The following is a 25704-nucleotide window of genomic DNA, read 5'->3' as shown; positions in this document are numbered from 1 at the left end:
AATCATGGGAGTTTTTTTGTACAAACATTTTCGGACAACCCTTATCAGGCGGCTTGTTTGTGTAAAGGCTATCAGCTTGTGAAGGATATACCCGAACAGGGACAGCCGTGTTTGGAAGAGAAAGAAACGGAGAATATGGCGGCTCAAAGTTACATAAATTATCGGGATACTATGGTTGTTAAAAACTTAATAAATTGTTACCTTTGCGCTCAAATATTTGCAAACACACTTACATTAATTCAAAAAAATTGCTGATTTATGGAAAGTATAGAGAGCCGGGTTATTGCCATTATTGTTGAAAAATTAGGAGTAGATGAGGCAGAAGTAAAACACGAAGCCAATTTCATCAACGATTTAGGAGCAGATTCATTAGACACCGTAGAGTTGATTATGGAATTTGAAAAAGCCTTTAACGTACAAATTCCGGACGAAGATGCCGAAAAAATTACCACCGTTGGCGATGCCATCAACTATTTAGAAGCTAATGCTTCGGCGGCTTAGACAAGTCCCAACTCCTGTCAATACCCTCAAACTCAAAGGTTCATGTCTTTAGCAACCGGACTTTGTTTTATGTGGTAAAAGTTTAAAAATACCTTTTTAACAGAAAAATGTTTTTGAAACTTATTGGCAATATTCAAGCAGTCAATGACCGCTGATTCAACAGGACTACCGGTTTCGCCTCTTTTTTGAAGCGAACTTGGTAGTCTTTCTGTTTTATGCACTCAACACAGAACTTTAACCAATTTTTCGAAAAGTTTAAATTAAACAACCCGAATTAGACATGCAAGTTACCCTGAAAAGAGTTGTTGTAACCGGATTGGGTGCCATTACCCCCTTAGGTAACAACGTCGGTGAATACTGGCAATCTTTAGTCAATGGCGTGAGCGGAGCTGCCCCTATTACCAAATTTGATGCCACGAACTTTAAAACCCGCTTTGCCTGCGAAGTAAAGAACTTTGATGGCGATGCTATTTTTGGACGAAAAGAAGCCCGCAAATTAGACCTTTTTGCCCAATATGCCATCGCTGTTGCCGATGAAGCCATTGCTGATGCCGGATTAGACCATCCGGATATAGACAAAAACAGAGTAGGTGTCATTTTTTCTTCAGGCATTGGCGGCATCAGCACGTTTCAGGAACAATTGTTCGATTTCTGGCAGCAAGTACAAAGCGGAAGCACACAACCAAGATTTAACCCGTTTTTTATCCCCAAAATGATTTTGGACATTGCCGCCGGACATATTTCCATCAAACACGGATTTCGGGGACCCAACTTTGCTGTTGTTTCGGCTTGTGCTTCTTCTACCAATGCACTGATAGATGCGTTTACCTATCTCCGCCTGGGAAGGGCAAATGCCATTGTCGTTGGAGGTGCAGAAGCCTCTGTTACCGAAGCAGGCGTTGGCGGGTTTAGCGTCATGAAAGCCCTTTCTGAAAGAAACGAAAGCCCTGAAACAGCTTCCCGTCCTTTCGACCTCGACCGCGATGGTTTTGTGTTGGGTGAGGGTGCCGGTGCTATTATCCTCGAAGAATACGAACATGCCGTAAAGCGCGGTGCGACCATTTATGCAGAAATGACCGGCGGCGGAATGAGCGCAGATGCCAACCATATTACCGCACCCCATCCCGAAGGATTAGGGGCGGTACTGGTCATGAAAGATGCCCTTGGCGATGCCGGCATTGCTCCCTCCGAAATTGATTATATCAATGTTCACGGAACTTCTACCCCGTTGGGCGATGTGAGCGAATCAAAAGCCATTCTCAATGTGTTTGGCGAACACGCCTACCGGCTCAACATCAGTTCGACAAAATCTATGACCGGACACCTTTTGGGGGCAGCAGGTGCTATTGAAGCCATCGCCAGCATTATGGCCGTCAAACACGATACCGTTCCTCCAACAATCAACCATTTTACGGACGACCCCGAATTTGACCCCAAACTCAATTTTACATTTAACAAAGCTCAAAAACGACCCATCAGGGCTGCCATCAGCAACACTTTTGGATTTGGCGGGCATAATGCTTCCGTCATCTTTAAAAAAGCCTGATTTACCTTTTAACTTCAAGATCCTTTGTTTAAAGTCTTAAAAAAGCTATTTAACCGTTACCTCGCTTCGCAAAGAAGAAAAGTCGCATTCCTTCGCGAGTTGCTGGGATTTACACCCATCAACCTTTCAGTTTATTTAATGGCGTTTAAGCACAGCTCCAAATCAACAGATACCCATACCAGCAACGAAAGGCTTGAATTTTTGGGCGATGCCGTTTTAGATACCGTTATCTCGGAATATTTGTTTATGAAATATCCCCTGCGCGGAGAAGGATTTTTGACCGAAATGCGCTCTAAAATCGTAAACCGAAAACGATTGGGAGAAATCGGGCGCGAACTCAACCTTCAGCAATTGATTGACTATCACCGGGGGTTTGTTACCATCAACAGTACCATCCTGGGCAATGCGCTTGAAGCGCTGATTGGCGCTATTTACCTCGATGCCGGCTTTAAAACCTGTAAAGAGTTTATTCTGAACAGAATCATGGTGCCCTATATCAGTCTCGACGACCTTCAAAACTTAGACATCAACTACAAAAGCCGCTTGTTTGAATGGTCGCAACGCTACGAAAAAGAACTTATTTTTGAGGTATTGGAAGAAAAAAACGTCAACAAAATCAGAATCTTCGTCGTCGGGGCTTTTATAGACGGCGAATTGATGGGAAGCGGGGAAGGGCGCAATAAAAAAGATGCCGAAAAAGAAGCCTCCAAAGTCGTTTACCGAAAACTCAATGTCGAAACGGCAATGGAATGGGAATAACCGCATTTTTTGGGTCTCTATTCTAATTTTCTCCCTCTCATTCCCTACTTTTCAGATTTCAAACCAACCAGACTAACCCGCTGTTTGTAAACAAAACCGTTAGTTATGGTCTGAAAACGCACCGGCTGAAATAGGTTGCCCCCAAGTGCAACATATTTAAAGAATTGCTGAAAAATTGCCGGTTTTTATTGACTTTGAAAGGATTTTTATTGACTTCGAAGCAATTTTTATTATAATCGCAAACACTTTTAAAACAAGAAATGGGTCATTTCTTACTTCATTCAGGAGTTTAATTACCATTTTATTCGCTTTAATTGTTTTTCCCTTCGTAAAAAGAATAATTTTTGCCTTCGAAATTGCAGTTTCCTTGAATTTTAAATCGGTTTTAAGGGTTTTTATTGCTTTTTTACTCCTTAAAATTGCAATTTTTGAGGGTAAAATGTCAATTAAAATTAGAAAAATTGACTTTTTTTTTCGCCTCCTTTTTTCACCATTTCTAATAAAACCCGATAGGGATAGAGTTAAAACAAGACAGGGGTCACCACTTTTTGATGCAAGCCCCCCTTTTTTTATTTACCGGTTGGCAAAATTGACACCATGGTGTTTTGAGCGGGGTGCTTTCAGCATGGGTTTATTGCGGATTACTTGTTTGTATGAGATCATTCTAATCACGCTATTTTGTCAGAATTTTTTGCGATTTAAGATATTCATTGCAGTAAAATAAGTTAGTATCTCGTATTAAATGAGCCTTTAGGTAACTCTGATATAAGTATCGGAACTCACTGACGTTAACTGTCAATAGCTCAACTGCTACCCTGCCACCTTACCGACTTGTAGAAAATAGAAATCCCCTTGTGTACGGCATTACCCATAACACAAGGGGATTTTATGATTTCAGATGGACAGGTTTAGATTAAAGAACGATATCCGTCAAGCAAGAGTCTCCGTTTTCTTACCTCACCACCAACAATTTTAGTTGTTGCGTAGCTCCGTCGGCCCGGCGAAGCATTGCGTAGTAAGTACCTGAAGGCAACTCGTTGGCATCAAACATAAATTCGTAGGGAGTTTCTGCCTCAGTCATTCCGTTGAATAAGACGGCAACTTCCCTTCCGTCAACGGCATATATTGACAAATACATGAGTTCTGCTTTGAGAGCGGTAAAGGTAATTATTGTCAGATTGCCGGTTGGGTTGGGATAAGCAAACAGAGATTCTAAAGCTATCTGTTCTTCACCGTTTTTGCAGGCAGATACTGTAACAACTACGCTTGCGGTGGATTTGCAACCTCCGCTGCCGGTTACAGTTACCGTATAAGTTCCCGACATTGCAAAGGTTGCATTATTTCTCAAAACGTTGCTTCCTGTATGCGTAAATCCACCCGGGCCGCTCCAGTTGTACGAATTCCCACCGGAGGCCATCAGCAATACTTTCCCGCCGGCACATACATTCAGGTTACCGGTAATCGCTGCATTTGGTACAGCAACTATTGTGGCATTACGGGTAGCCGTTGAAATACAACCATCTGCATTGGTAACTGTTACTTTATATGCTCCGGCAACAGGTGGCGCGCTGATTGCAGCAGTATTGGCCGTAAAACCTCCGGGTCCGCTCCATTCATAAGATACACCCGAAGTAGTGGCAGCAAACACCACATCAGTATTGGAGCAGAAACTTGTATTTGTGGCAGTTGGGGTTACGGCGGCATTTGTTACGGCGTTAACAGTAACATTACGACTTGCCGTAGCTGTACAGCCTCCGGAATTGGTAACGGTTACTTTATACTGTCCTGACATGGTGGTGTTGACATCCGTGCGAACCAACGTATTGCTGCTTCCGGTATTGGTGGAAAAACCATTCGGACCGCTCCATTGGTACGAGTCTGACCCGGCAGGTGCGGTGAGTGTTATTGTTCCTCCCGAACAGATGGATGAACTTCCGCTCAAGGTAGCAGATGGAATGGGGTGAACGGTTACGACAATGCTCAATACGTCCACACACGTATTGTTGGTGATGGTTACGGTATAAGTGCCGCTCATGTTCACATTGGCATAGGTTCTGATGATACTGCCTCCGCTTGATGAAGTATAGCCATTTGGTCCGCTCCATTGATACATATTACCTCCGGTGGCAATTAATCCTATTATCCCTCCGGTACATAGGTTTTCTGTTCCATTGAGAGTTGCGCCTAAATTACAAAGTGTGCTTACAGGTGTGCCGGCACAGGTACAATCAGTGCCAAATAGGTCGTTTACGGTTTCAGGGTTGCCATCGTCACAAGGAGTGCCGGGCAGTGCAAGCCCTCCCGGCTCACCAAGACAATCTACACAGGGGCCTGTGATGGTCAGGTTCAGAATTTCGGTATGGCATCCACTAACAGAAGTATAAGTACCCGAGGCGTTGTAGGTAGTTCCGTTTACCGACCATAAATAGCTATCGCAGGTGGTAATGGTAGTCGTGTTAGAGGTACTTGCGGTGATGGTGAGGTTCAATATTTCGGTATGGCATCCGTTAACAGAAGTATAAGTACCCGAAGCGTTGTAGGTAGTACCGTTTACCGCCCACAAGTAGCTGCCGCAAGCATTGATGGTCGTGGTATTTGAGGTATTTGCGGTGATAGTCAGGTTCAGTATTTCGGTATGGCATCCACTAACAGAAGTGTAAGTACCCGAAGTGTTGTAGGTAGTACCGTTTACCGCCCACAAGTAGCTGCCGCAGGTATTGATGGTCGTGGTATTGGAGGTGTTTGCGGTGATGGTGAGGTTCAATATCTCGGTATGGCATCCACTAACAGAAGTGTAAGTACCCGAAGCGTTGTAGGTAGTCCCATTTACCGCCCACAAGTAGTTGCCGCAGGCATTGATGGTCGTGGTATTAGAGGTGTTTTCGGTAATGGTGAGGTTCAATATTTCGGTATGGCATCCGCTAACAGAAGTAAAAGTACCCGAAGCGTTGTAGGTAGTGCCGTTTACCGCCCACAAGTAGCTGCCGCAGGTATTGATGGTCGTGGTATTGGAGGTGTTTGCGGTGATGGTGAGGTTCAATATCTCGGTATGGCATCCGCTAACAGAAGTGTAAGTACCCGAAGCGTTGTAGGTAGTGCCGTTTACCGCCCACAAGTAGTTGCCGCAGGCATTGATGGTCGTGGTATTAGAGGTGTTTTCGGTAATGGTGAGGTTCAATATTTCGGTATGGCATCCGCTAACAGAAGTAAAAGTACCCGAAGCGTTGTAGGTAGTGCCGTTTACTGCCCATAAGTAACTGCCGCAGGCATTGATGATCGTGGTATTAGAGGTGTTTTCGGTGATGGTGAGGTTCAATATTTCGGTATGGCATCCGCTAACAGAAGAATAAGTACCCGAAGCGTTGTAGGTAGTCCCATTTACCGACCACAAATAGCTATCGCAGGTGGTAATGGTAGTCGTGTTAGAGGTACTTGCGGTGATGGTGAGGTTCAGTATTTCAGTATGGCATCCACTAACAGAAGTGTAAGTGCCCGAAGCGTTGTAGGTAGTACCGTTTACCGACCACAAGTAGCTGCCGCAGGCACTTATGGTAGTTGTGTTAGAGGTGTTTTCGGTGATGGTGAGGTTCAATATTTCGGTATGGCATCCACTAACAGAAGTGTAAGTACCCGAAGCGTTGTAGGTAGTCCCATTTACCGCCCACAAGTAATTGCCGCAGGCATTGATGGTCGTGGTATTGGAGGTGTTTTCGGTGATGGCGAGGTTCAGAATTTCGGTATGGCATCCGCTAACAGAAGAATAAGTGCCCGAAGCGTTATAGGTAGTGCCGTTTACCGCCCACAAGTAGCTGCCGCAAGCATTGATGGTCGTGGTATTGGAGGTGTTTGCGGTGATGGCCAGGTTCAGTATTTCGGTATGGCATCCGCTAACAGAAGTGTAAGTACCCGAAGCGTTGTAGGTAGTACCGTTTACCGCCCACAAGTAGCTGCCGCAAGCATTGATGGTCGTGGTATTGGAGGTGTTTGCGGTGATGGTGAGGTTCAATATTTCGGTATGGCATCCGCTAACAGAAGTATAAGTACCCGAGGCGTTGTAGGTAGAACCGTTTACCGACCATAAATAGCTATCGCAGGCATTGATGGTCGTGGTATTAGAGGTGTTTGGGGTGATGGTTACCACAGCACTTGCTGTAGCTGTACACCCCCCCGAACCGGTTACTGTAACCGTATAACTACCCGATGTGGTAAAGGTGTTCGATGCCGATGCTGGGGTAGCGCCCCCGCTCCACACATAACCTGACCCTCCCGAAGCGGTTAAAGTAACGCTGTTGCAGCCGGTTGTTGTGCCGGTAATGCTTGCGGAAGGCGGCGGTGGGCAAGTGCCGGGAGCGGTTATGCCTACTTGTACAGCATTGCTCCTGCAGCCATTGGCTGCCAGCACACTGGCGAGAATGGTTTGTGGCGGACCGGTTTGATTGTACGTGGGTAAACTGCTGCTCCAGTTTGTGCCGTTGTTGGTAGAATATTCAATTGTGCCGCCGGTGCCGCTTACTGAGCCTATGGCAATGCTGCCACCGCTAACAGTGCAGGCAGTACAACTGCTGTTGACTATAGACAATGTTCCAGTCGGGGCATTGAGTTCTGCCACTGTAAAAGTTGCCTGGCAGGTCTTATCGGTTTGGCAGGGAAGGTCTAAGGTAAAAGTAACCATTGCAGAGCCTCCGCAAGCAGATGGAGCACCTGTGTTGTTGTTGCTTAAAACCCCGCCGCAACCGCCTGAATAGCCGGCACTCGCCAACCAATTGTTAAACGCTATATCAATAGCCGTTTGGGTCTGACCGGCAGCAGTGGTGGTATTGTTCGGACAGGTTAATGTAGCAGTCGGGTCCACCGACCAAGTGAAAGTACGAGTGCAAGTGGTGGTGAATCCACAGCCGGTTAATGTGAAGGTAAATGTTTGGCTACGGTTGCAACCGTCGCTCTCAATATTGCCCTGGGAGCAGGTGATACCGGAAACATTGCCGCACTCGTTGGTAGCAGTAATTGCTCCACCGAAGGGCGTTGTCTGAACATTGGCACAAGAGGGCAGGGTTGCCGGATTACAGCCCAGGTCAAAGGTGTTATCACAGTTGGCAAACACAGGTGCCGTTGTTTCCTGCCAATTAAAAATCCTGATGCAAGTGCTGAAAGTGCCGCAGCCCGATGCGTTTGCTATGTAGGTAATTGTTTGACTGCGGTTACAACCATTTACCGTAATTGCACCGATATTACAGGTTACGGGTAGCGCTCCGCATTGGTTGGAGGCTGTAATGTCGGGGTTGCAGCTCGGAAGGGTTAATGGGTTGCAGCCAAGGTTGACAACACCGTTTCCACAGGTGCCGTTGAAAGAGGGCGGCGTTACTACAGTCCAATTGAAAGTTCGGGTGCAGGTAACCGTTTGCCCGCAAGCTGTTGCCTCGAAGGTGAAAACCTGAGTGCGATTACATCCATTAGCAATAATTTCACCTGCCAAGCAGGTAACCGGCACAGAGCCACAGGAGTTAGATGCCGTAACATTGCCACCAAAACTGCCCGAAGTTATGGCAGTACATGAGGGAAGGTTAGCAGGGTTGCAGCCGAGGTTGACGCTGTTGTTGGTGCAGTTGCTAAAAACCGGCGTGGGAGATGTTGTAGCAGCCACCGTAAATGTTGCCTGGCAGGTGGTTGTGAGGGGTCCGCAGGTGCTGGTGTAGGTAAAGGTAACTGTTGTTGAGCCGCCACAGGCTGAGGGCGCGCCTGAACTATTGTTCGTCAATACACCATCGCACCCGCCACCGGCAGATGCTGTTGCCAGCCAATTTGCAAAAGCAGCATCAACCGCTGCTTGAGTTTGGCAAGAGCCGACTGTGTTGTTAATTGGGCAGACGAGGTTGACAGCCGGTGAGTAAGTTATCTCAACATCGTCTGTGCTTGGCGTACATGGTGCATTAAAGATTGTCCATCGGAAAGTATTGGTGCCAACCCCAAGATTGGTGATGGTGGTGGTGGGGCTGCCGGGCGTGGTAATAGTACCGGAGCCGCTTACCAATGACCATTCCGCTGAACCAAAGCTGGGTGTATTGGCTGCCATAGTGGCTGAGCTTATGCTGACAGATTGGTTAGGACCTGCATTGGCAGTGGTTGGGTCGTTGTTAGTAACCACGACACTTGCAGTCGCCGTACAACCGCCCGAATTTGTTACCGTAACGGTATATGTGCCTGATGTGGTGAAAGTGTTGTCGGCAGTGTTGGGGGTTGCTCCGCCACTCCAGGCATAGCTGCTTCCGCCTGTGGCAGTTACACTAATGGATGTGGTAATGCAGGTGAGTACGGTTGTGCCCGTGTTGTTGGTAATTCCTGCCGTGGGAGGGGCACTGTAATTGGTTGTACTTTCATAAGCACCCATATCTATTTCGATAAATTGAGGACGGCTTGTGCCAATAATATCCGTACTTGGGGCACCCGTAGAAGTTCCGGCATTAATAGCCGGCGAACAAGAACTTAGTCGCAAGCCATCATCGGCAGTGCGGTGTATGCCATCTGCGCCGGCGGGGTTGGCAGGGTCTATAAAGAAGGGATTTTGGTTGTTAATGATACCCGTGCCGCTGCTAAAGGTTGAGTTTTGCTGGGTAAGGCAGTGGGTAAAAGTGGTAACTCCCGATTGCACATGAATATCAGCACCGGCAACATTGTTATTCGCTCCTTTTTTGTTTGCCCAAAAAATGTTGTTGTGGCAGTTTTGTGTTCCTGAATTCGAAACATACAGCCCGCCTCCATTACTATTAGCAGTGTTGTTGTAAATGGTATTATTGATAATCGTTTGCAGGGACGATGCGCTACTGCCACCCATATTTATACCGCCGCCTACACCAACAGCTGAATTATTGAAAATGGCATTGTTAGCGATAGTTTGTTGGGGGGTTGTGCCGTAGTTTAAGGTAGTTAATCCCCCGCCGCTGCCAGTGGCCGTGTTGTTAAAAACGGTATTATGTGTAAAAGTTTGTTGAGCATTTGTTCCCGAATTACTCAATGTAACACCGCCGGTATTACTACCGGTATTGTTGTAAATGGTGTTATTAGAAATGTTTTGTGTGCCAAAGTTAGTTGTATATAATCCCCCACTATTACTAGTTGAAGTGTTATTGTATATGGTATTGTTGGTTATCGTTTGCTGGCCGGATGCGTTACTATTGCTAATACTTAGCCCGCCGCCAGTACCGGTAATGGCATTATTGTATATAGCATTGTTAGTAACTGTTTGGGATCCCGAAACATTACCTATTGAAGCCCCGCCTCCAGAGACAGCCCTGTTGTTATAACTGGTGTTGTTGTCAACTATTTGGGTATTGTAATTGGTTAAATCTAACCCGCCGCCCGCATTGTTCACTATGTTGTTGTAAAAAGCGTTGTTAGAGATAGTTTGTGATCCAAAATTTAAAGAATAAAAACCTCCACCATAACCAGCCATATTGTTGTAAAAGCTGTTATTGGTTAGTGTTTGGGTACAACCGGATATGTTCCTTGCATACATACCGCCACCCGAATTTTTTGGAATATTTACAGAGCTAAACGTAATATTTCCGGTACCGTCGGCATTGCCCCCCGTAACTAAAAAACCATCAAACACCGAAGTATGACCGGATGTGGCGGCTCGCATAACGACTACGTGGTGGCAATTATCATCGCCTGTGCCACTTTGATAGCCGCCGTTGTTTATATCAAATACATCATTGCCATTAAGGTCGCCGCTGAGTATGGTGGGGTTGGCGGTAATATTTCTTTCATCTTTTGCGCTTTCTGTACCTGCAAACCCGCCATAGACCGATACGCCGGATTTTATAAGAAACGCATAATCGCGGGTAGTGCTGCAACCGGTACAGCCTGTAGGGTATGCACCGGGTTTGTAAGTGCCTGTGGCTACCCAGACTTCATCGCCTACGGCTGAGGCATCAATCATAGCTTGTAAATCGCCAGAGGCATTTGCCCAGCTATTGCCGGTACCTGTGCCGGTGGCGGTGGGTTTTACATATCGAATTGCGGCGGCGGCATCAACAAAAGTCGTGCACAAAATCACTGCCAAGAATAAGGCGCAAAGGAACAGATTTTTCATAGCTGTATTTTTTAATTGCTCGTGTAAATTTTAGTTTTGGATAGACACAAAAAGCAAGATGGGTAGGCGGGCAGGTTTAGGTTGGAGTTGGTTTTAGTTTACCGATTGAGCGGTTTTGGGGGTTTCGCTATCACAGGTTGCTTTTCTGCCCTCTTTATTCCATCACTACTTTTTGTAATGGCAAAATTGCAGTGGTGAGGTGGTTTTTAGGGTGCACTGATGTTTCTTAATGGTGCACTGAGGTAACGTTTTGAAGTTTTAAGCAGATTTGTCCACTTTTTTAGTGTGGATGGGGACATAAAGGCGGGTAATACAGTGAAATAAATCTGCCCTTACAGACCGTATGAAGCACACTACTTGCATACGGCTTTGTACATTTCACCCCGTTGGGGCTGGGGGATAAGTTACAGCACCTTACCCCAAAGTCAATACTGATTGGGATGACATCGTTATATAAGATAGAGTGACTTTGGATGTGATGACACGACATCGGATGGAATAGCACGACATGGGATGAGGTGGCAAGCCTGAAGGTCCTAAATATAAATAATCACAGGTGAAGTCTGTTGATGACAAGCAACTCAACCAACAATAACTCCGAAGGAGTTGAATAAGCGATGTGGCACTTGTTTACTGCACTTGGCTGGGAGAGATGCCAAATTTTTCTTTGAACGCGCGGGAAAAGTATTTTTCGTTGGCAAAGCCTACGTTGTCTGCAATTTCATAGACTCGGCCTTCTTGGTTTTGGAGCATAACCATGGCACGTTCCAGGCGGTAGTTGCGCACAAAATCGGAGACGTTTTGATCCGTAATGGCTTTCATTTTGCGGTGAAGTTGTACGCGACTAAGATACATTTTTTGTGAAAATTCTTCAACGGTAATGTTTTCATTGTCGAGGTGTTCTTCTACTAAGCAGATAAAGCGGTTTAAAAATTCTTTATCGGGGTTGGAGAGGAGTGGCTCCTGCGGATTGGTAGGAAGCGAATTCTTATCGGGTAAAAGAATGGTTTGTTGAGCAAATTTTTCGCGCAGGCGTTTTCTTTGTTCTATGAGGTTATCCATTCGGGCTATTAACTCATCGGTATTAAAGGGTTTGGTGAGGTAGTCATCGGCACCGGTTTGAAGTCCTTGTATTTTGGATTCGATGGCAGATTTGGCGGTGAGCAGGATAATGGGTATGTGCGAGGTAAGTGGGTTGTTTTTAAGTTCGTGACAAGCGGTATAGCCGTCTTTTACGGGCATCATAACATCTGAGATGATAATGTCCGGCAGGAGTTCTATGGCTAAGTCAATGCCTGTTTGCCCGTTTTCGGCTTCGTGTATCTGCCGGTTTGTGCCTATGGAGTGACGTATAAATGTGCGCAGTTCCGGATTGTCTTCAATAATTAGAACAACAGGGGCTTCTTGAGAGTGTTCGTTGTTTAGGTGTTCGGGCATCAACGAGGGTATGTAAGGGGCAGGTTTGGTGAGGGGCGGTAAAGTTGTGTTTTGTTGTAGGTTGCTTACAGGCGCTTCTGTGATGACGGGCAGGAGGCAAGTAAACGTGGTACCGATGTTTTCATGGCTGTTTACTTGTATGGTCCCACCCATGAGTTCTACGAGTTCTTTGGTAAGGGCAAGTCCTATGCCTGTACCGGTTTGATGTTGGGAGATGTTTACCTGATAAAAACGGTCAAAAACTTTGTTCAGGGCATCAACGGGAATTCCCACACCGGTATCTGTTACACTGACCTGTACAGCAGGTTGGTTATTCTCGGCTGTTTGAGGGGCCATATGGCAGGAAAGGGTTACTTTTCCGCCCGAAGGTGTAAATTTAAGGGCGTTTGATAGCAAATTGTTCACTATTAGTTCCACCTTACCGGTATCATAGTAAAAAGGAGTTATGTTTTGGTCGCTTTCAAAACTCAATGAAATTTGCTGTTTATGGGCAAGGGGTAAAAACTGCTCAAATACCTCGCGCAGGGTTTGGGTAAAATCGGCTTTGCGGTTGTCTAAGGTCATACTGCCGCTTTCTAATTTTGACATATCCAACAGTTGATTAACAAAGGACAACAGTTTGCGACTGTTTTTTTCGGCAAGGCGTAATTTTTCGATTAAGTTGGTGTCATTGGGGTTTTTAATCGCTTGGCGCAGGGGTTCTAACATCAGCGTAAGCGGGGTTCTGAACTCATGTGTTACATTGCTGAAAAAATCGGTTTTCAATTGTTCCAAAGCCTTTATCCTTTCGGTTTCTCGTCGTTCAAAGGCTAATTGTTCGTGCATTTTTACCCTTCTTATCTGAAAACGGTAAGCCTGCCACATTGCGCTCAAAACAAGCAACAGATACACCAAATAGGCTCGTGTAGATTGCCACCATGGGGGATAAATAACAATTTTCACCGGTTGGGCAATATCTTGCCAATCTCCCTCTCCATTATTGCCTTGTGCCAATAAGGTGTAATGTCCGGGTCGAAGATGGGTAAAATAGGCAAATCTATTGTTTCCTGTTTCAACCCATTCCGGGTCTGCACCTACTAAGCGGTAGCGATAGCGGTTTTTACCGGGGGCAGTAAAATCCAAAACAGCAAACTCAAACGTGAGATTGTTTTGATAATATTGGAGTTTAAGTTGATTGGTATAAGTAAGTGGTTGGTCAAGCAAACTTTCAGTTTCGCCAAACAGGGCAGGCTGTTGGTTTATTTTCAGTCCTACCAGATAAACAGAGGATAGCACAGTATCGGGTGTTATATCTTCGGGGAAAAAGCGGTTTAATCCATTCACTCCTCCAAAAAGCAATTCTCCGTTATCGGCACGGAAAAATGCCTGGGTATTAAACTCATTGGATTGCAAGCCATTTGTAGTGGAATAGGATATTATTTTTTCCACTTGAGCAGTTTCGGAAATTGTCAGTTTGGCCAAACCACGATTAGTGCTACACCACAGCTCGTTTTTTTTCCCGGGCAAAATTCCATAAACCACATCATCGGGTAGCCCCTCTTTAGTGGTAATGTACTGAAAATTGCCGTTTTGCAGATTAAGATAATTAATACCCCCTCCTTTAGTGCCAATCCAAAGTCCCTGTTTAGGATTGGCCGGATGTGGAAGCAAACAGGCAATCGCATTATTATTAAGTCCAAGTTGGCTGTTTTTTATCAGTTCAAACTTATAAGAACCCTGATGAGGCGTACATTTTACCAACCCAGATTGGGTGCCGATCCAAACTATCCCGTTACCATCTTCAGTCAGTGCTAAGGGTAGTACTGCGGCCGCATGGTTGCCGAATACCGATGCGTAACTGAACCATTCAAACCGGGTTGTTTCGGGATTAAACCGAATTAAGCGGCAGCCTTCTCCTACCACCAGCAAACTGCCATTGGAAGTTAGTTGTAAACCGGCATTGGCAAACGGCTTAAATATTTGTTCCAGTGTTTCGTCACCCGAAGCCGAAGTAAAGGTGTCAAACGGGAAAGAATATCCAACTGACTCACCGGTGTCGGGGTGGTAATATCTCAATTCGGCAGTGTTTTCAGCCTCACCTCTACCCAGCAGCCAGTAATTTCCAGAAGCGTTGATACACATATCAAGTACTCGCGAGGGCTTGCCACCAAAAGCGCGTTCTTTGGATAATTGGACTGTTTGCGGATTGTATTCAAACACTTTGTTAATCACTTTGCAGTAATACCTGCCCTTCGAATCGCTCCAAACACCCCAAAGGCTGAATCCTTCTGCTCCTTGTTTAAACTGATGGCGCTTGGGGTTAATTTTACGAAGGCCGTGCCCTTGCGTACCAATCCATATATTTCCGTTTTGGTCTTTATATACTGCTGAAATATCGGCATCAACTTCCCAGTCAGGTTTAGTAAAATCGGGAAGCTTTCCGTTTTTTACTAACCAAAGTTTGTTGTTTACAGCTATCCAATAATCCTCATTGCCGGCCGGCCGGCAATAAGTAGTTCTAATATCAGAACCAATAGCCGATATGTTGGAATTATAAGTTTTACCTTCTCTATAATACACAAATCCTTTGGGAATAGCGCACCATATTGAGGTGTTGCCGGTTTTATTTGCTTGCTCAGGTTCGACAACTTGTATATTTTCTGATTGATTATTCAGCAAACGATAAATTTGTTTACTGCTGTATGCCCAGATTTGCCGGTCGGACATAGCAACAACCCGGAAAACATTCACTTGCTTTTTTGACTCGGCTTGCTTGAAATATTCGCTCTTATATATAGTAAGAGATGCGTAAGCAGTTAAATCAGGCTTGTCCGGCAAGTGTTTTAACAGGTTTTCGGGTATAGCAATCTTGACTATAACATTATTTCTGTGTAAAATATACATTGCCCCATCTAACCCTTCTGTAATATTGAACACAGAATTTGCCCCCTCATCTGTTGCCCTGTTAAATGCTAAAGGAAGGTGATAAAATTGTTCGGTTCGGGGGTCGTAAATATCTACCCCCTTACTTTCCGTCCCTACCCAAAGCAGCCCTCTGCTGTCTTCATAGAGAGCGGATACAGTGTTTTCGGCAATAGAAAAGGTGTTGAGATGATTATGAACAAAAATCTTAAAATTATACCCGTCGTATCGGTTAAGTCCATGTTTGGTTGCAATCCATAAAAACCCATCGGAGGTTTGGCAAATATCAAATATCATTCCTTGCGAAAGCCCGGTTTCGGTAGAAAAGGTTTCCATAAACCGGTTTTGGGCCAACAAACAATTTGTAAATATAATCAGACAACAAAATATACGAAAGCAGAACTGCATACCATTCTGTATAAAACATTGCAAATATAAAAAAGTTGTGGTTGTGATTTTGCTATCTATAACTTGAAGATTGAAAATTAATGAAGAGTGAAAAATATGGTGATTCGAGACAAAAAACAACTCTACAGCAAGAAATGAAGTAGTGGTCATTCACCATTAACCGGTATTTGTAGTTCTAATAAAGCTATTACATGTCTTTGCCAAAAAAGACAAAAAATCCGGCTTTGTTGCTACCGTTTTTTCGGATATGTCTGCGTTAACCTCATGAATCACACAAACCCCTGATAAAGGGAAGGCTCATTTATTAATAAGGACAAACATGCCGATTTAATGTGCTTCTAACCAATTGCTTCCTACTCCGCTTTCTACCTCTATCGGCACTAAGAGCGAAGGAATTGCGGTTTGCATTTCGGTTTTTACCAAACCGGTCAGTTTGTCAATTTCGGATTGATGGGCATCGAACACCAATTCGTCGTGAACCTGAAGCACCATTTTTGATTTCATGCCTTCGGCTTTCATTCTGCGCTGAATATTAACCATCGCTACTTTAATCATATCTGCTGCTGTGCCTTGCAGGGGGGTGTTGATGGCGTTGCGCTCGGCAAAAGAACGGACGGTGCGGTTTTGGGAGTTGATGTCTTTCAGAAACCGCCTTCTGCCCAACAGCGTTTCGGCATATCCGAGCGTGCGGGCTTTTTCGACGGTGTCGTCCATATATTGTTTGACACCGGGATATTGTTTGAAGTATTCGTCAATGATGGAGCCTGCTTCGGAACGGCTGATGCCCAAGCGTTGCGACAGACCGAAAGCAGTGATGCCGTAAATGATGCCGAAATTCACCATTTTTGCTTTCCGGCGCATATCGCTGTCCACTTCTGCAAGCGAAACACCGTAAACCCGTGCTGCCGTTGCGCGGTGAATGTCCAATCCGTCTTTAAAGGCCTGAAGCATGTTGGAATCAGCGCTCATGTGTGCCATCAGTCGCAGTTCTATCTGCGAGTAATCGGCCGACATCAGCAAGTAGTCGTTGTTGCGGGGAATAAAAGCTTTGCGGATTTCCTTTCCTCTGTCGGTGCGAATGGGGATGTTTTGCAGATTAGGGGTAGTTGAACTCAATCGTCCGGTGCTGGCAACGGCCTGATTGTAGGTAGTATGTATGCGCCCCGATTTAGGATTGATCATCTGAGGCAAAGCATCAATATAGGTGCTGCGGAGTTTGCTCAGTTCGCGGTAATCGAGCAACAAGTGTGCAAAAGGATATTGCTCGGCTAATGATTGCAACATGTCTTCGTCTGTGCTGTATTGACCGGTGGCAGTTTTTTTTCCAACATAGGGAATTTTCATCCGGTCGAACAAAATGGTTCCCAACTGTTTTGGAGAGTCAAGGTTAAACTCAACGCCTGCTGTTTTAAATACCTCCTGTTTGATTTGGTAAATTTCTTCACCCACTTCTCCGGAATATTTTTTTAAGAACGGCACATCAATTGCCACACCCTCGAATTCCATATCGGCCAAGACTGACACCAAAGGCATTTCAACATCCGAATAAAGAGAACTAAACCCGGATGTGGCGACAACAGGGTTAAATTTATGATGGAGTTGCAGAGTGAGGTCGGCATCTTCGGCGGCATATTCGGTAATTTTTTCCAATTCCACATCGCGCATACTCAGTTGGCTTTTACCCTTTTTGCCGATCAGCTCTTCTATTTCTACCGGACTGTAATGCAGGTAAGTTTCGGACAAAATGGTCAGGTTATGTCGCATGTCGGGTTCAATAAGGTAATGGGCAATCATCGTATCGTGCAAAACTCCTTTTACCTCTACCCCATACCATTTCAGCATCAGGGCATCGTATTTCAGGTTCTGGGCAACCTTGGCAATGTTTTCGTTTTCATAAAATGGTTGAAACCTTTGTACCAACAGTCTGGCTTGTTCCTGATTTTCCGGTACCGGAACATACCATCCCGAATTTGGACTAAAGGAAAAAGAAAGCCCGACCAATTCGCTGTTGTTAGGGTCAATGCCGGTGGTTTCAGTATCAAAGCTGACCAATGTTTGTTGTAATAAAAGCCGAACCAACTGCTCCTGTTTTTCGGTCGTATCAGCCAAATGATATTCGTGGGGAGTATTGTGAATGGTTTTACCTTTTGCAGTGTCGGTATTAAACAACTGCCCCTGAATTTCATTTGACGGAGCTACGGACTGGCTGTTTCCAAACAAATTGAGTTGCTGTTGTTTGTCGGTAGCGGGTTGGTCAGAAGTGTTTTTTTGTTCGGAGGTTGAGCCCGTGCTAGAGTTGACTTCATAACTGTCGCCCAAAATACGTTTGCCCAAGGTTCGGAATTCAAGTTCTGCAAAAACATTGGCCAAAGCCTGACGGTCGGGCTCTTCCATAATATACTTTTCCGGCTCGTAGGGCAAGGGAACGGCGATGTCTATCGTAGCCAACTTTTTGGAGATAACGGCTAACTCTGCTCCTTCTGCTACTTTTTCGGCAATTTTACCTTTTATTTGATGCGCATTTTCCAAAATACTTTCTAAAGTTCCGAATTGTTTGAGCAGGCTAACAGCGGTTTTTTCACCAACACCCTTAATGCCCGGAATATTATCGGCCTGATCGCCCATTAACCCCAAAATATCAATGACCTGATCCACCCTTTCAATATCCCAACGTTCCAGTACTTCGGGAACGCCTAAAATTTCGACCGGTTTTTTGAGATGTGCAGGTTTATAAATAAAGATGTTTTCGCTCACCAACTGCCCGAAATCTTTATCCGGGGTAACCATATAGACAGCATATCCGTCTTGTTCGGCGCGCTTGGCAATAGTACCGATAATGTCGTCCGCTTCATATCCGTCTAATTGCAACATCGGAATATTGAAAGCGGTTATAATTCGCTGAATATAAGGAATAGAAAACACAATATCTTCTGGAACCTCTTCGCGGTGGGCTTTGTAAAACTCAAACTCCTGAGCGCGGAGAGTAGGACCTTTTGAATCGAACACCACTGCTATATGGGTGGGTTTTTCTTTGACTATCAAATCGTAAAGGGTGTTCGTAAATCCCAAAATTGCCGATACGTTCATCCCTTTGGAATTAATGAGCGGCTTTGCACCTCCTAAGGCAAAAAAAGCCCTGTAAATAAGGGCAAAGGCATCGAGCAGATAGAGGGTGTGTTCTGAATCTTTTTTGGCAGTTGGCATGATGAATGGTAATGGTCAATAGATTATGGTTCGTATTTTATAGCAACTTTCCTCGAAGTTGACAATAAGTTTTAAACGGTTGTTAAATAACTATGTACATTCAGGATAAAAAATTTCGTATTTGCTAAGACATAAAAAATCAATAAGCATAGGCGACAAAAAGGGATTATAAATTTCCGATTTCTTCATCTGTTAATCCGGTGATTTTTTTAATTTGCTCGTTAGCAAATCCTTCCTTTTTCATTTGACCTGCAATTTCAAAATTCCTTGCTTCTCTTCCTTTTTCTATCCCTTCTAACCGCCCTTCCTCACGTCCTTCCTCTCGTCCTTCCTCTCGTCCTTCCTCTCGCCCTTCCTCTCGGGAAGTGTCAATCACGTTTTTTAAATCCCGGTAGTACTTCAAACTCTTTTCGTAAGACTCTCTTTCTTTGGGGCTGAATTTAGCAATCTCTGCGGCCTCAAACAGTTTGGCAAATATCCGGTCTTGCAGTTTCCTGGGGCGGTCCTGAAGCTGGGAAAGATGCCGCAACACATACAGCCACTTGTCAAATTGGGTCTCTAATGCTTCCTCCTCCTTATTGAACTTTGGCAACTCAAGGTAAACAAATTTTAACTTCTCGTAAAAAACTTCGCAATTCTGGTTTTTCAACTCAACAACATGCAATAGTTCATCCTCGTATTTGTGGTCGTCAAAAATGAAATCTAAGATGCCAACCGAATAAACAGGGTCTAACTTATAGTCCCAATTATACTTCTTTCCTTGTTCCTGAATGGGAAAGGAGGCGTAAAATACACTCCGGTCTTTAAAAAAATTTTGTTTCGCTTTTTGCATTTCTACGATAAACCTTTCTCCGTTATCGCCGGTGCAGTACAAATCGAAAATAGCTTTCCTGTCCAATTCGGTTGAACCCAAATGTTCGCCCGACGAATAAGTCAGGTCAGCAATCTTTCTGTCGGGAAGAATTTGATTGAGAAAGTCAATCAGCAAACTTTTATTTATCTCCGTTCCAAAAAGTTTCTTGAACCCAAAATCTGTTAGCGGGTTGATATATTTTTCTTTTTGTTCGAACATCACGGAAATTTTGGTTTTGATGACAAAAATAGCTTTTTTTTGAATGGGCATATTCATTTAAAAGCTAAAACTTAGAATACAGGGCGAACAACGTACTACCAATAACTATTAACTGACGTATCTTAGCTTGTTGGCTAACGATTTTATCTTTTTTGCCTACCTTTATGCCCGTTAATATTACAGACCATCACACAAAGCAATCCATATATGTCAGCACTGTTCGATAAACATCACGATGCCCTGCGAAAAGCAATAGATGCCGTTCATCACCGCACATTTTATGCTCATTTTCCCGAACATCCCAAGGCTTATGGCCCTGATGCACCGGCCGAAGGACAACAAGCGTTTGAAAGCCAGCTCAATAAGCCCTTTATCGGATTGTTGCAAACCGGCAGCACCAAACAAACAGGAGAAGAAGAATCGCCTTATTGGGGAACTTCTCTCGGCATCAGCTATCCCACCACAGAGACCGGTGTGTTGATTGGCAATGCCAAAGCAGCACATTCCGTCTGGCGCAAAACTTCGGTTAAAGATCGCACCGGTTTACTCATCGAATCGCTGGAAAGAACCAAAAACCGTTTTTTTGAAATTGCTTACGCCACCCAACATACTACAGGACAATCGTTTATCATGTCGTTTCAGGCCTCAGGTCCTCATGCTGCCGACCGTGCTTTGGAAACTATTGCCATCGGCTATCAGGAATTGTCGAGGTTTCCCAACACCCTTCGATGGGAAAAACCCGCAGGAGGAGGGGCTTTTATTACCTTGGACAAAACCTTTACCCCCGTTCCGAAAGGGGTGGCTTTGGTGATAGGATGTTCCACCTTTCCTACCTGGAACACGGTTCCCGGCCTTTATGCAAGTCTGATTACCGGAAACGCTACTATTGTTAAACCACACCCGAAAGCCATCCTGCCCATCGCCATTTTTATTGCCGAAATTCAGAAGGTGCTGGTCGAAAATGGTTTTGATGCCAATACCGTTCAGTTGGCACCCGACACGAACAGCCATCTGATTACCAAAGAAATTGCAGAGCATCCGGAGGTAAAAATTATAGATTATACCGGCAGCAGTGCTTTTGGCGCTTATCTCGAATCGTTGGAAAGCAAGGGTAAAACTGTCTTTACCGAAAAAGCAGGGGTCAATTCGGTGATTATTGATTCTGTGCTCGACCTTCGGCAGGTGATGCGAAATCTGGCCTTTTCGGTGTCGCTCTATTCAGGACAAATGTGTACAGCTCCGCAAAATATTTTTATTCCCGAAAACGGCATAAAGGAAGCAGACGGACAGGTTGTTCCTTACGAAACAGCCGTTGAACTCCTAAAAAACGAGGTAGCCGCACTTGCTCTCAACCCCAAAATGGGCGCAGGTACTTTGGGAGCTATTCAAAATGCAAACACACTTGCCCGTGCCCGCAGCGTGAAAGAATTGGGAGGGGTAGTGGTTTTAGAAAGCCCCAAAGTGATAAATCCCGATTTTGAGCATGCCCGTATTTGTGCTCCTACTATTTTGGAAGTAGAGGCCAAGGATGCTGAAATTTATGAACAGGAACTGTTTGGACCCATTGTGTTAGTGGTAAAAACCAGCAATACCGACGAATCGCTTCATCTTGCAAAAACGATGGCTCAAAAACACGGCGCTATTACTTGCGGAGCGTATTGCACCGATGATGCACTGACCCAACTTATCACCGATGAAATGAACAGCGTGTTTGTACCCGTTTCGCTCAATTTTACCGGTTTTATCTGGGTTAACCAACATGCGGCATTTTCCGATTTTCACGTTACGGGCGGCAACCCTGCCGGCAACGCTTCATTTACCGATGCCTCGTTCATAAACCGCAGGTTTGTTTGGGTTGGCAACAGAATAAGTATGTAAAGAGGATCTTTGCCGGTTTTTTTCGTTCAAGGAATAAATATATCAACCGATTTTGTAATTTTGTGGACGGAGTAACTACAAAACAACCGTAGTTTGTCTTTATTTAAAACACAGATGAGGGTATTTTTTATATTTGTGCTGCTAAGTTTACAGGTCTGTTCGGGCATTTTTATGCTATCGGGCAAAGAACCCGTTCCCTTTGTAAATAGTGTTGCTGCTGCCAATTTGTTACCCGATGCCGGTTTGTTTGAACACAACCATCTTAGCTTTGAATCGCCGGTTGCCGGTCAATCTGGTACGGTGGTGATTTGTGGCGGGAAATATGCCACCAAGTTTCACAGCACCGCCGATTGTAGGGGGTTGAATAATTGTAAAGGAGGGCTACACTCCGTCTCCGTTTCAGAAGCTCGAAGGAAAGGGTTTACCTCTTGCCTGATTTGTTATTGACTCTAAGATTTGTTTTTTTTTGGCGGGCAATGGTTATCTTCACCTCTTGTTGCTGATTTCTTTCTTACCGTAAACAAGTCCTTTAACATGCTCGAAACCTTTGACATTGCGGTTATTGGCGGGGGGATTTCGGGCTTTTCAACAGCCTTAAGGTTGCAAAGCAAGGGGTTCAAAACGATTGTTTTAGAATCGCACGGTCAGTTAGGAGGATGTGCCGGTTTTTTCACCAAACAAGGATTTTCGTTTGATGTAGGTGCAACCACATTAGTAGATTTTATTAATGGGGGCGTAGGAGGAAATTTTTTTGAGGAAATCAATGTGCCGCTGCCAAAAGGGGAATATCTCGACTACCTCGCCTGGCTGCCCGACAGACAAATCGTTTTGTATCGAGACCGCGAAAAATGGAATCGCGAAAGACTTCTCAAAATTGGCAGCACAAATAACCACAAGGATTTCTGGACGTTGATGGACCGTGTAACCGATGTGTTTTGGCAGGCAAGCCGTCGAAACCTCAAACTTCCAATTCAATCGGTATCCGACCTTTGGAATTTGATTAGAGCCATCGGAGTTAAAAATTTATTTCTGTCCCGGTTTTTAAACGTTTCAATGTCAGACGTTTTAAAGAAATTTAAACTTGAAAAAGATGCAGCTTTGACCGGGTTATTAGCCATGTTGGTCGAAGATACGGTTCACAGCAGTTTGGATAAGGCTCCTTTTATCAATGCAGCATTGGGAACAACCATCAGGGGAGCTGGGCTGATGAGGCCGGAGGGCGGTATGAAAAGGTTTTGGCAGTACCTGTCGGAAAAATATCTTGAAAAGGGAGGAACCATTAAAACCGGACACAAGGTAACCGGCTTTGAAAAAAAGAGCGGTGTTTGGAAAATCGAAACTTCTAAAGCCGGATTTTTGTCCCGTAAAATCATCAGTTCGTTGCCTTTAGATCTGACCCGCCAAATAGCCCCTGAACACATAAAAGTAAAATTGGAAAAGTATATCCAATTAAACGAGTCCTATAGGGGCAGCGCCATCGTCCTGTTTTTAGGGGTGAGGGAGGAGGCAGTAGAACGGCAAACACTAACACACCATCAGATTTTGAACAGTTATGAAGAACCTTTTGGTAACGGGAACAATATGTTTATTTCCGTTTCGTCAAAAGGGGACAACCTTTCAGCCCCGGAGGGTTGTCGGGCGGTGATGATTTCGACACATTGCGGCATTTCGGAATGGCAAAACCTAACCAAAGACTCATACGATCAAAAAAAGAAAGACATCGGCAACAGGTTATTGACCTTTGCCCAAAAGGTGTACCCCAATTTGGACAAGGAGCTCATCGTCTTTGAAACCGGCACTCCCAGGACCTACCAAAAATATACGCAGAGAATGGATGGCAGTGTCGGAGGGTATAAACAAACCCTTCTTAATTCAAACTTAAAAGCAACACCTCATCATTTCGGCGAAAGAGATTTCTGGTTAGTAGGCGATAATACATGGCCGGGACTTGGTACGGTTGCAGGTCTGATGGGCAGTAAAATTGTTTCCGAATATGCCGGTGCAACTTTTGGTTGATGCTTTATTTTTTGGTGGATTGCGAGGTCGCAACCAGGCCGGGTAAAATAGGAATTATCAAAATCTCCCCGCCCTTGCCTTTGTCCACACAAACCCCCCCCACCAAAATTCTACTATTGCAGCACTGCTTCTGTCTCGTTAGTAGTTATTTCGGTCTGATTTACCTGAACAAATTGCCCGAACCGCTTTACCTGAATCTTGTCGTACTCATTGACATAATTGGGGTTTTCGGTTTTCATCACCCTATCCCAAAACCTGAAGTACAAACCATAGTTGCCCTTAAATTTGGAATGGTGCAGGTTATGGTGTACAGAGGTATTCAGTATTTCAAAAGCCCAGGTATGTCTGAACCATTTGGGCATTATCTCGTAACCAAGATGTCCATATACATTAATCAACATCACGCAGATACTGAATGCCAATAGTACAAATAAATGCACCGGCAATAAAAACAGTATTATAGGAACAATCATAATTTCTAACAAGGCTTCTAAAGCATGAAATGCTTTTGTCGCCCAGGGCGATGGCACTACCGATTTATGGTGTACGGCATGTACGGTTTTAAACAAAGCAGGCAGGTGCATAAACCGGTGCATCCAATAAAAATAGGTATCGTGAACAATAAGCATTAATATTAAACTTACAGGCATCCACCAGATAGGATAATCTGACGGGGACAAATAAATTTTGGTAAATTCTACCAATGGGGTGCCGGTAAATGCTAAAACTACCATTACAAACAAGAGGGATGATTGTATTGAATACAGGATTTCGCGGAGAAAATCTTTGCGCTTTGCTGTGCGTTGTTGGATTTTAGCTTTGTGAAATCGGGTAGAAAAAAGTTTATAAACAATTAAAAACGGAATACCGGCAAAAATAAAATACTTCAATAGTGAATAGCTGACCGAGATGAGGTAGGCGAAAAATAATTCCATGGCTGAATGATTTGAATTTTTGTTTCTCACAAAATTATCGCAAGTCAGCCGTCTAAGCGATTAACAAAAGATAATTACCGTTTTCGCTTTGCAATTCTTTTCCTGATTCGGCTCAAAGAAACAGGGGTGATGCCCAAAACATGAGCAATGTATTTACCCGGTACGCGGTTGATGATATCGGGGTTAGATTCCACAAACTTGATATATCGCTCTTCAGGAGAATACAGCACAAAGCTTTCCAAATGGGTTAATGAATCACAAAGCATTTGGTGAAGAAACTCTTTGCGGGACTCTTCAAGTTTTGGGTTTCGCTGTATAATGGTTTGCATGAGGTGAAAATCCATTTGCAGAATTTCGGTGGGTTCGATGGCTTCATAAAAGTATCGCGAGGGGCGGTTGAGCAAAATCACATCATGCGAAGCGACAAACCGGTTTTCGTTTAACAGGAGAAAGGTAATGTCTTCTCCTTTTTCGTTGATGATATATGCCCTGATCATTCCTTTTCTAATATATCCGACCGACTTTCTTACAGCGCCCTCTTCCAAAAATAATTCTCCGGGTTGCAGTTGTACAAATTTGAACAAACCTGCTACATCTTTGACATCTTCGAGCCGCAGCCCTTTAAATATCCGTGCATAAAATGCTAACTGTGAAAAATCTATCATTTACGCAATGTAACGGAGTGAACAATATATTGCCTCTTTAGCGCATACTAAGAGCAGGTAAACCTATCCGATAAGTATAGCAGTTAGGAAAGAAATTACATAAGCTTTTCCCCGCCTGAAAAAGAGCATCGCACGATTGTTTTCAGAGATAAATCTTGAAGAATGTTTAGAGGTGTTACACATGATAACGGTTAGCAGCTGTCCAAGGTGGGGAATTCAGCACCAAACTTTAATCGAAGATACTGGTTTGTTTAAACACTAATCGGTCAATAGAATCACGACAGCCGCCTTTT

At 44.4% G+C, this 25704-nt stretch carries 12 protein-coding genes; 6 read left to right on the top strand and 6 right to left on the bottom strand.

Annotated elements, in window-relative coordinates:
* Window positions 1-258: 258 nt before the first annotated feature.
* The 3 genes from IPM47_03220 to rnc all read left to right on the top strand — a co-directional run bounded on the left by IPM47_03220 (window position 259) and on the right by rnc (window position 2806).
* The gene (locus IPM47_03220; protein ID QQS29977.1) at window positions 259-501 is read left to right on the top strand and encodes an acyl carrier protein; all 243 of its coding nucleotides are present in this window, start codon (window positions 259-261) and stop codon (window positions 499-501) included.
* Between the two features lie 280 nt (window positions 502-781).
* Window positions 782-2047 (top strand): beta-ketoacyl-ACP synthase II, encoded by a 1266-nt coding sequence (fabF, locus tag IPM47_03215; protein QQS29976.1) that lies wholly within the window; start codon window positions 782-784, stop codon window positions 2045-2047.
* A gap of 24 nt (window positions 2048-2071) precedes the next feature.
* On the top strand, window positions 2072-2806 hold the full coding sequence (rnc, locus tag IPM47_03210; protein ID QQS29975.1) for a ribonuclease III: 735 nt from the start codon (window positions 2072-2074) through the stop codon (window positions 2804-2806).
* Window positions 2807-3758: 952 nt separating this feature from the next.
* Here rnc and IPM47_03205 read toward each other — a convergent pair.
* From IPM47_03205 to IPM47_03190, 4 genes are all read right to left on the bottom strand, one after another.
* A complete protein-coding gene (locus IPM47_03205) occupies window positions 3759-10895 on the bottom strand; it encodes a hypothetical protein (GenBank protein QQS29974.1) in 7137 nt (2378 codons plus the stop codon).
* Between the two features lie 630 nt (window positions 10896-11525).
* Window positions 11526-15569: a response regulator gene (locus IPM47_03200; protein QQS29973.1), complete on the bottom strand. Its 4044-nt coding sequence runs from the start codon at window positions 15567-15569 to the stop codon at window positions 11526-11528.
* A 399-nt stretch (window positions 15570-15968) separates the two neighbouring features.
* Window positions 15969-18845, bottom strand: a complete 2877-nt coding sequence (gene polA, locus IPM47_03195) for a DNA polymerase I (protein QQS29972.1) — start codon at window positions 18843-18845, stop codon at window positions 15969-15971.
* A gap of 166 nt (window positions 18846-19011) precedes the next feature.
* The gene (locus IPM47_03190) at window positions 19012-19917 is read right to left on the bottom strand and encodes a PD-(D/E)XK nuclease family transposase (GenBank protein QQS31369.1); all 906 of its coding nucleotides are present in this window, start codon (window positions 19915-19917) and stop codon (window positions 19012-19014) included.
* A gap of 207 nt (window positions 19918-20124) precedes the next feature.
* Here IPM47_03190 and paaN point away from each other — a divergent pair, with 207 nt between their 5' ends.
* The 3 genes from paaN (at window position 20125) to IPM47_03175 (ending at window position 23811) form a co-directional block, all read left to right on the top strand.
* On the top strand, window positions 20125-21795 hold the full coding sequence (paaN, locus tag IPM47_03185) for a phenylacetic acid degradation protein PaaN (protein ID QQS29971.1): 1671 nt from the start codon (window positions 20125-20127) through the stop codon (window positions 21793-21795).
* A gap of 114 nt (window positions 21796-21909) precedes the next feature.
* On the top strand, window positions 21910-22242 hold the full coding sequence (locus IPM47_03180) for a hypothetical protein (GenBank protein QQS29970.1): 333 nt from the start codon (window positions 21910-21912) through the stop codon (window positions 22240-22242).
* A gap of 87 nt (window positions 22243-22329) precedes the next feature.
* Window positions 22330-23811: an FAD-dependent oxidoreductase gene (locus IPM47_03175; protein ID QQS29969.1), complete on the top strand. Its 1482-nt coding sequence runs from the start codon at window positions 22330-22332 to the stop codon at window positions 23809-23811.
* A gap of 113 nt (window positions 23812-23924) precedes the next feature.
* Here IPM47_03175 and IPM47_03170 read toward each other — a convergent pair whose 3' ends face one another.
* Both IPM47_03170 and IPM47_03165 read right to left on the bottom strand, forming a co-directional pair.
* A complete protein-coding gene (locus tag IPM47_03170) occupies window positions 23925-24746 on the bottom strand; it encodes a sterol desaturase family protein (GenBank protein ID QQS29968.1) in 822 nt (273 codons plus the stop codon).
* A 74-nt stretch (window positions 24747-24820) separates the two neighbouring features.
* The gene (locus IPM47_03165) at window positions 24821-25411 is read right to left on the bottom strand and encodes a Crp/Fnr family transcriptional regulator (GenBank protein QQS29967.1); all 591 of its coding nucleotides are present in this window, start codon (window positions 25409-25411) and stop codon (window positions 24821-24823) included.
* Window positions 25412-25704: the final 293 nt, after the last annotated feature.

The organism is Sphingobacteriales bacterium (assembly GCA_016700115.1).
In the GTDB taxonomy this organism is placed as follows: Bacteria; Bacteroidota; Bacteroidia; order Chitinophagales; family UBA2359; genus UBA2359.
This window is presented reverse-complemented; position numbering and strand designations above follow the sequence as displayed.

What these genes read in the sequence shown, in the direction of transcription:
- IPM47_03170 (QQS29968.1), bottom strand. Translation starts at nt 24,746, where the DNA reads ATGGAATTATTTTTCGCCTACCTCATCTCGGTCAGCTATTCACTATTG.
- IPM47_03200 (QQS29973.1), bottom strand. Translation starts at nt 15,569, where the DNA reads ATGGAAACCTTTTCTACCGAAACCGGGCTTTCGCAAGGAATGATATTT.
- paaN (QQS29971.1), top strand. Translation starts at nt 20,125, where the DNA reads ATGTCAGCACTGTTCGATAAACATCACGATGCCCTGCGAAAAGCAATA.
- polA (QQS29972.1), bottom strand. Translation starts at nt 18,845, where the DNA reads ATGCCAACTGCCAAAAAAGATTCAGAACACACCCTCTATCTGCTCGAT.
- IPM47_03165 (QQS29967.1), bottom strand. Translation starts at nt 25,411, where the DNA reads ATGATAGATTTTTCACAGTTAGCATTTTATGCACGGATATTTAAAGGG.
- IPM47_03205 (QQS29974.1), bottom strand. Translation starts at nt 10,895, where the DNA reads ATGAAAAATCTGTTCCTTTGCGCCTTATTCTTGGCAGTGATTTTGTGC.
- IPM47_03220 (QQS29977.1), top strand. Translation starts at nt 259, where the DNA reads ATGGAAAGTATAGAGAGCCGGGTTATTGCCATTATTGTTGAAAAATTA.
- IPM47_03175 (QQS29969.1), top strand. Translation starts at nt 22,330, where the DNA reads ATGCTCGAAACCTTTGACATTGCGGTTATTGGCGGGGGGATTTCGGGC.
- fabF (QQS29976.1), top strand. Translation starts at nt 782, where the DNA reads ATGCAAGTTACCCTGAAAAGAGTTGTTGTAACCGGATTGGGTGCCATT.
- IPM47_03190 (QQS31369.1), bottom strand. Translation starts at nt 19,917, where the DNA reads ATGTTCGAACAAAAAGAAAAATATATCAACCCGCTAACAGATTTTGGG.
- IPM47_03180 (QQS29970.1), top strand. Translation starts at nt 21,910, where the DNA reads ATGAGGGTATTTTTTATATTTGTGCTGCTAAGTTTACAGGTCTGTTCG.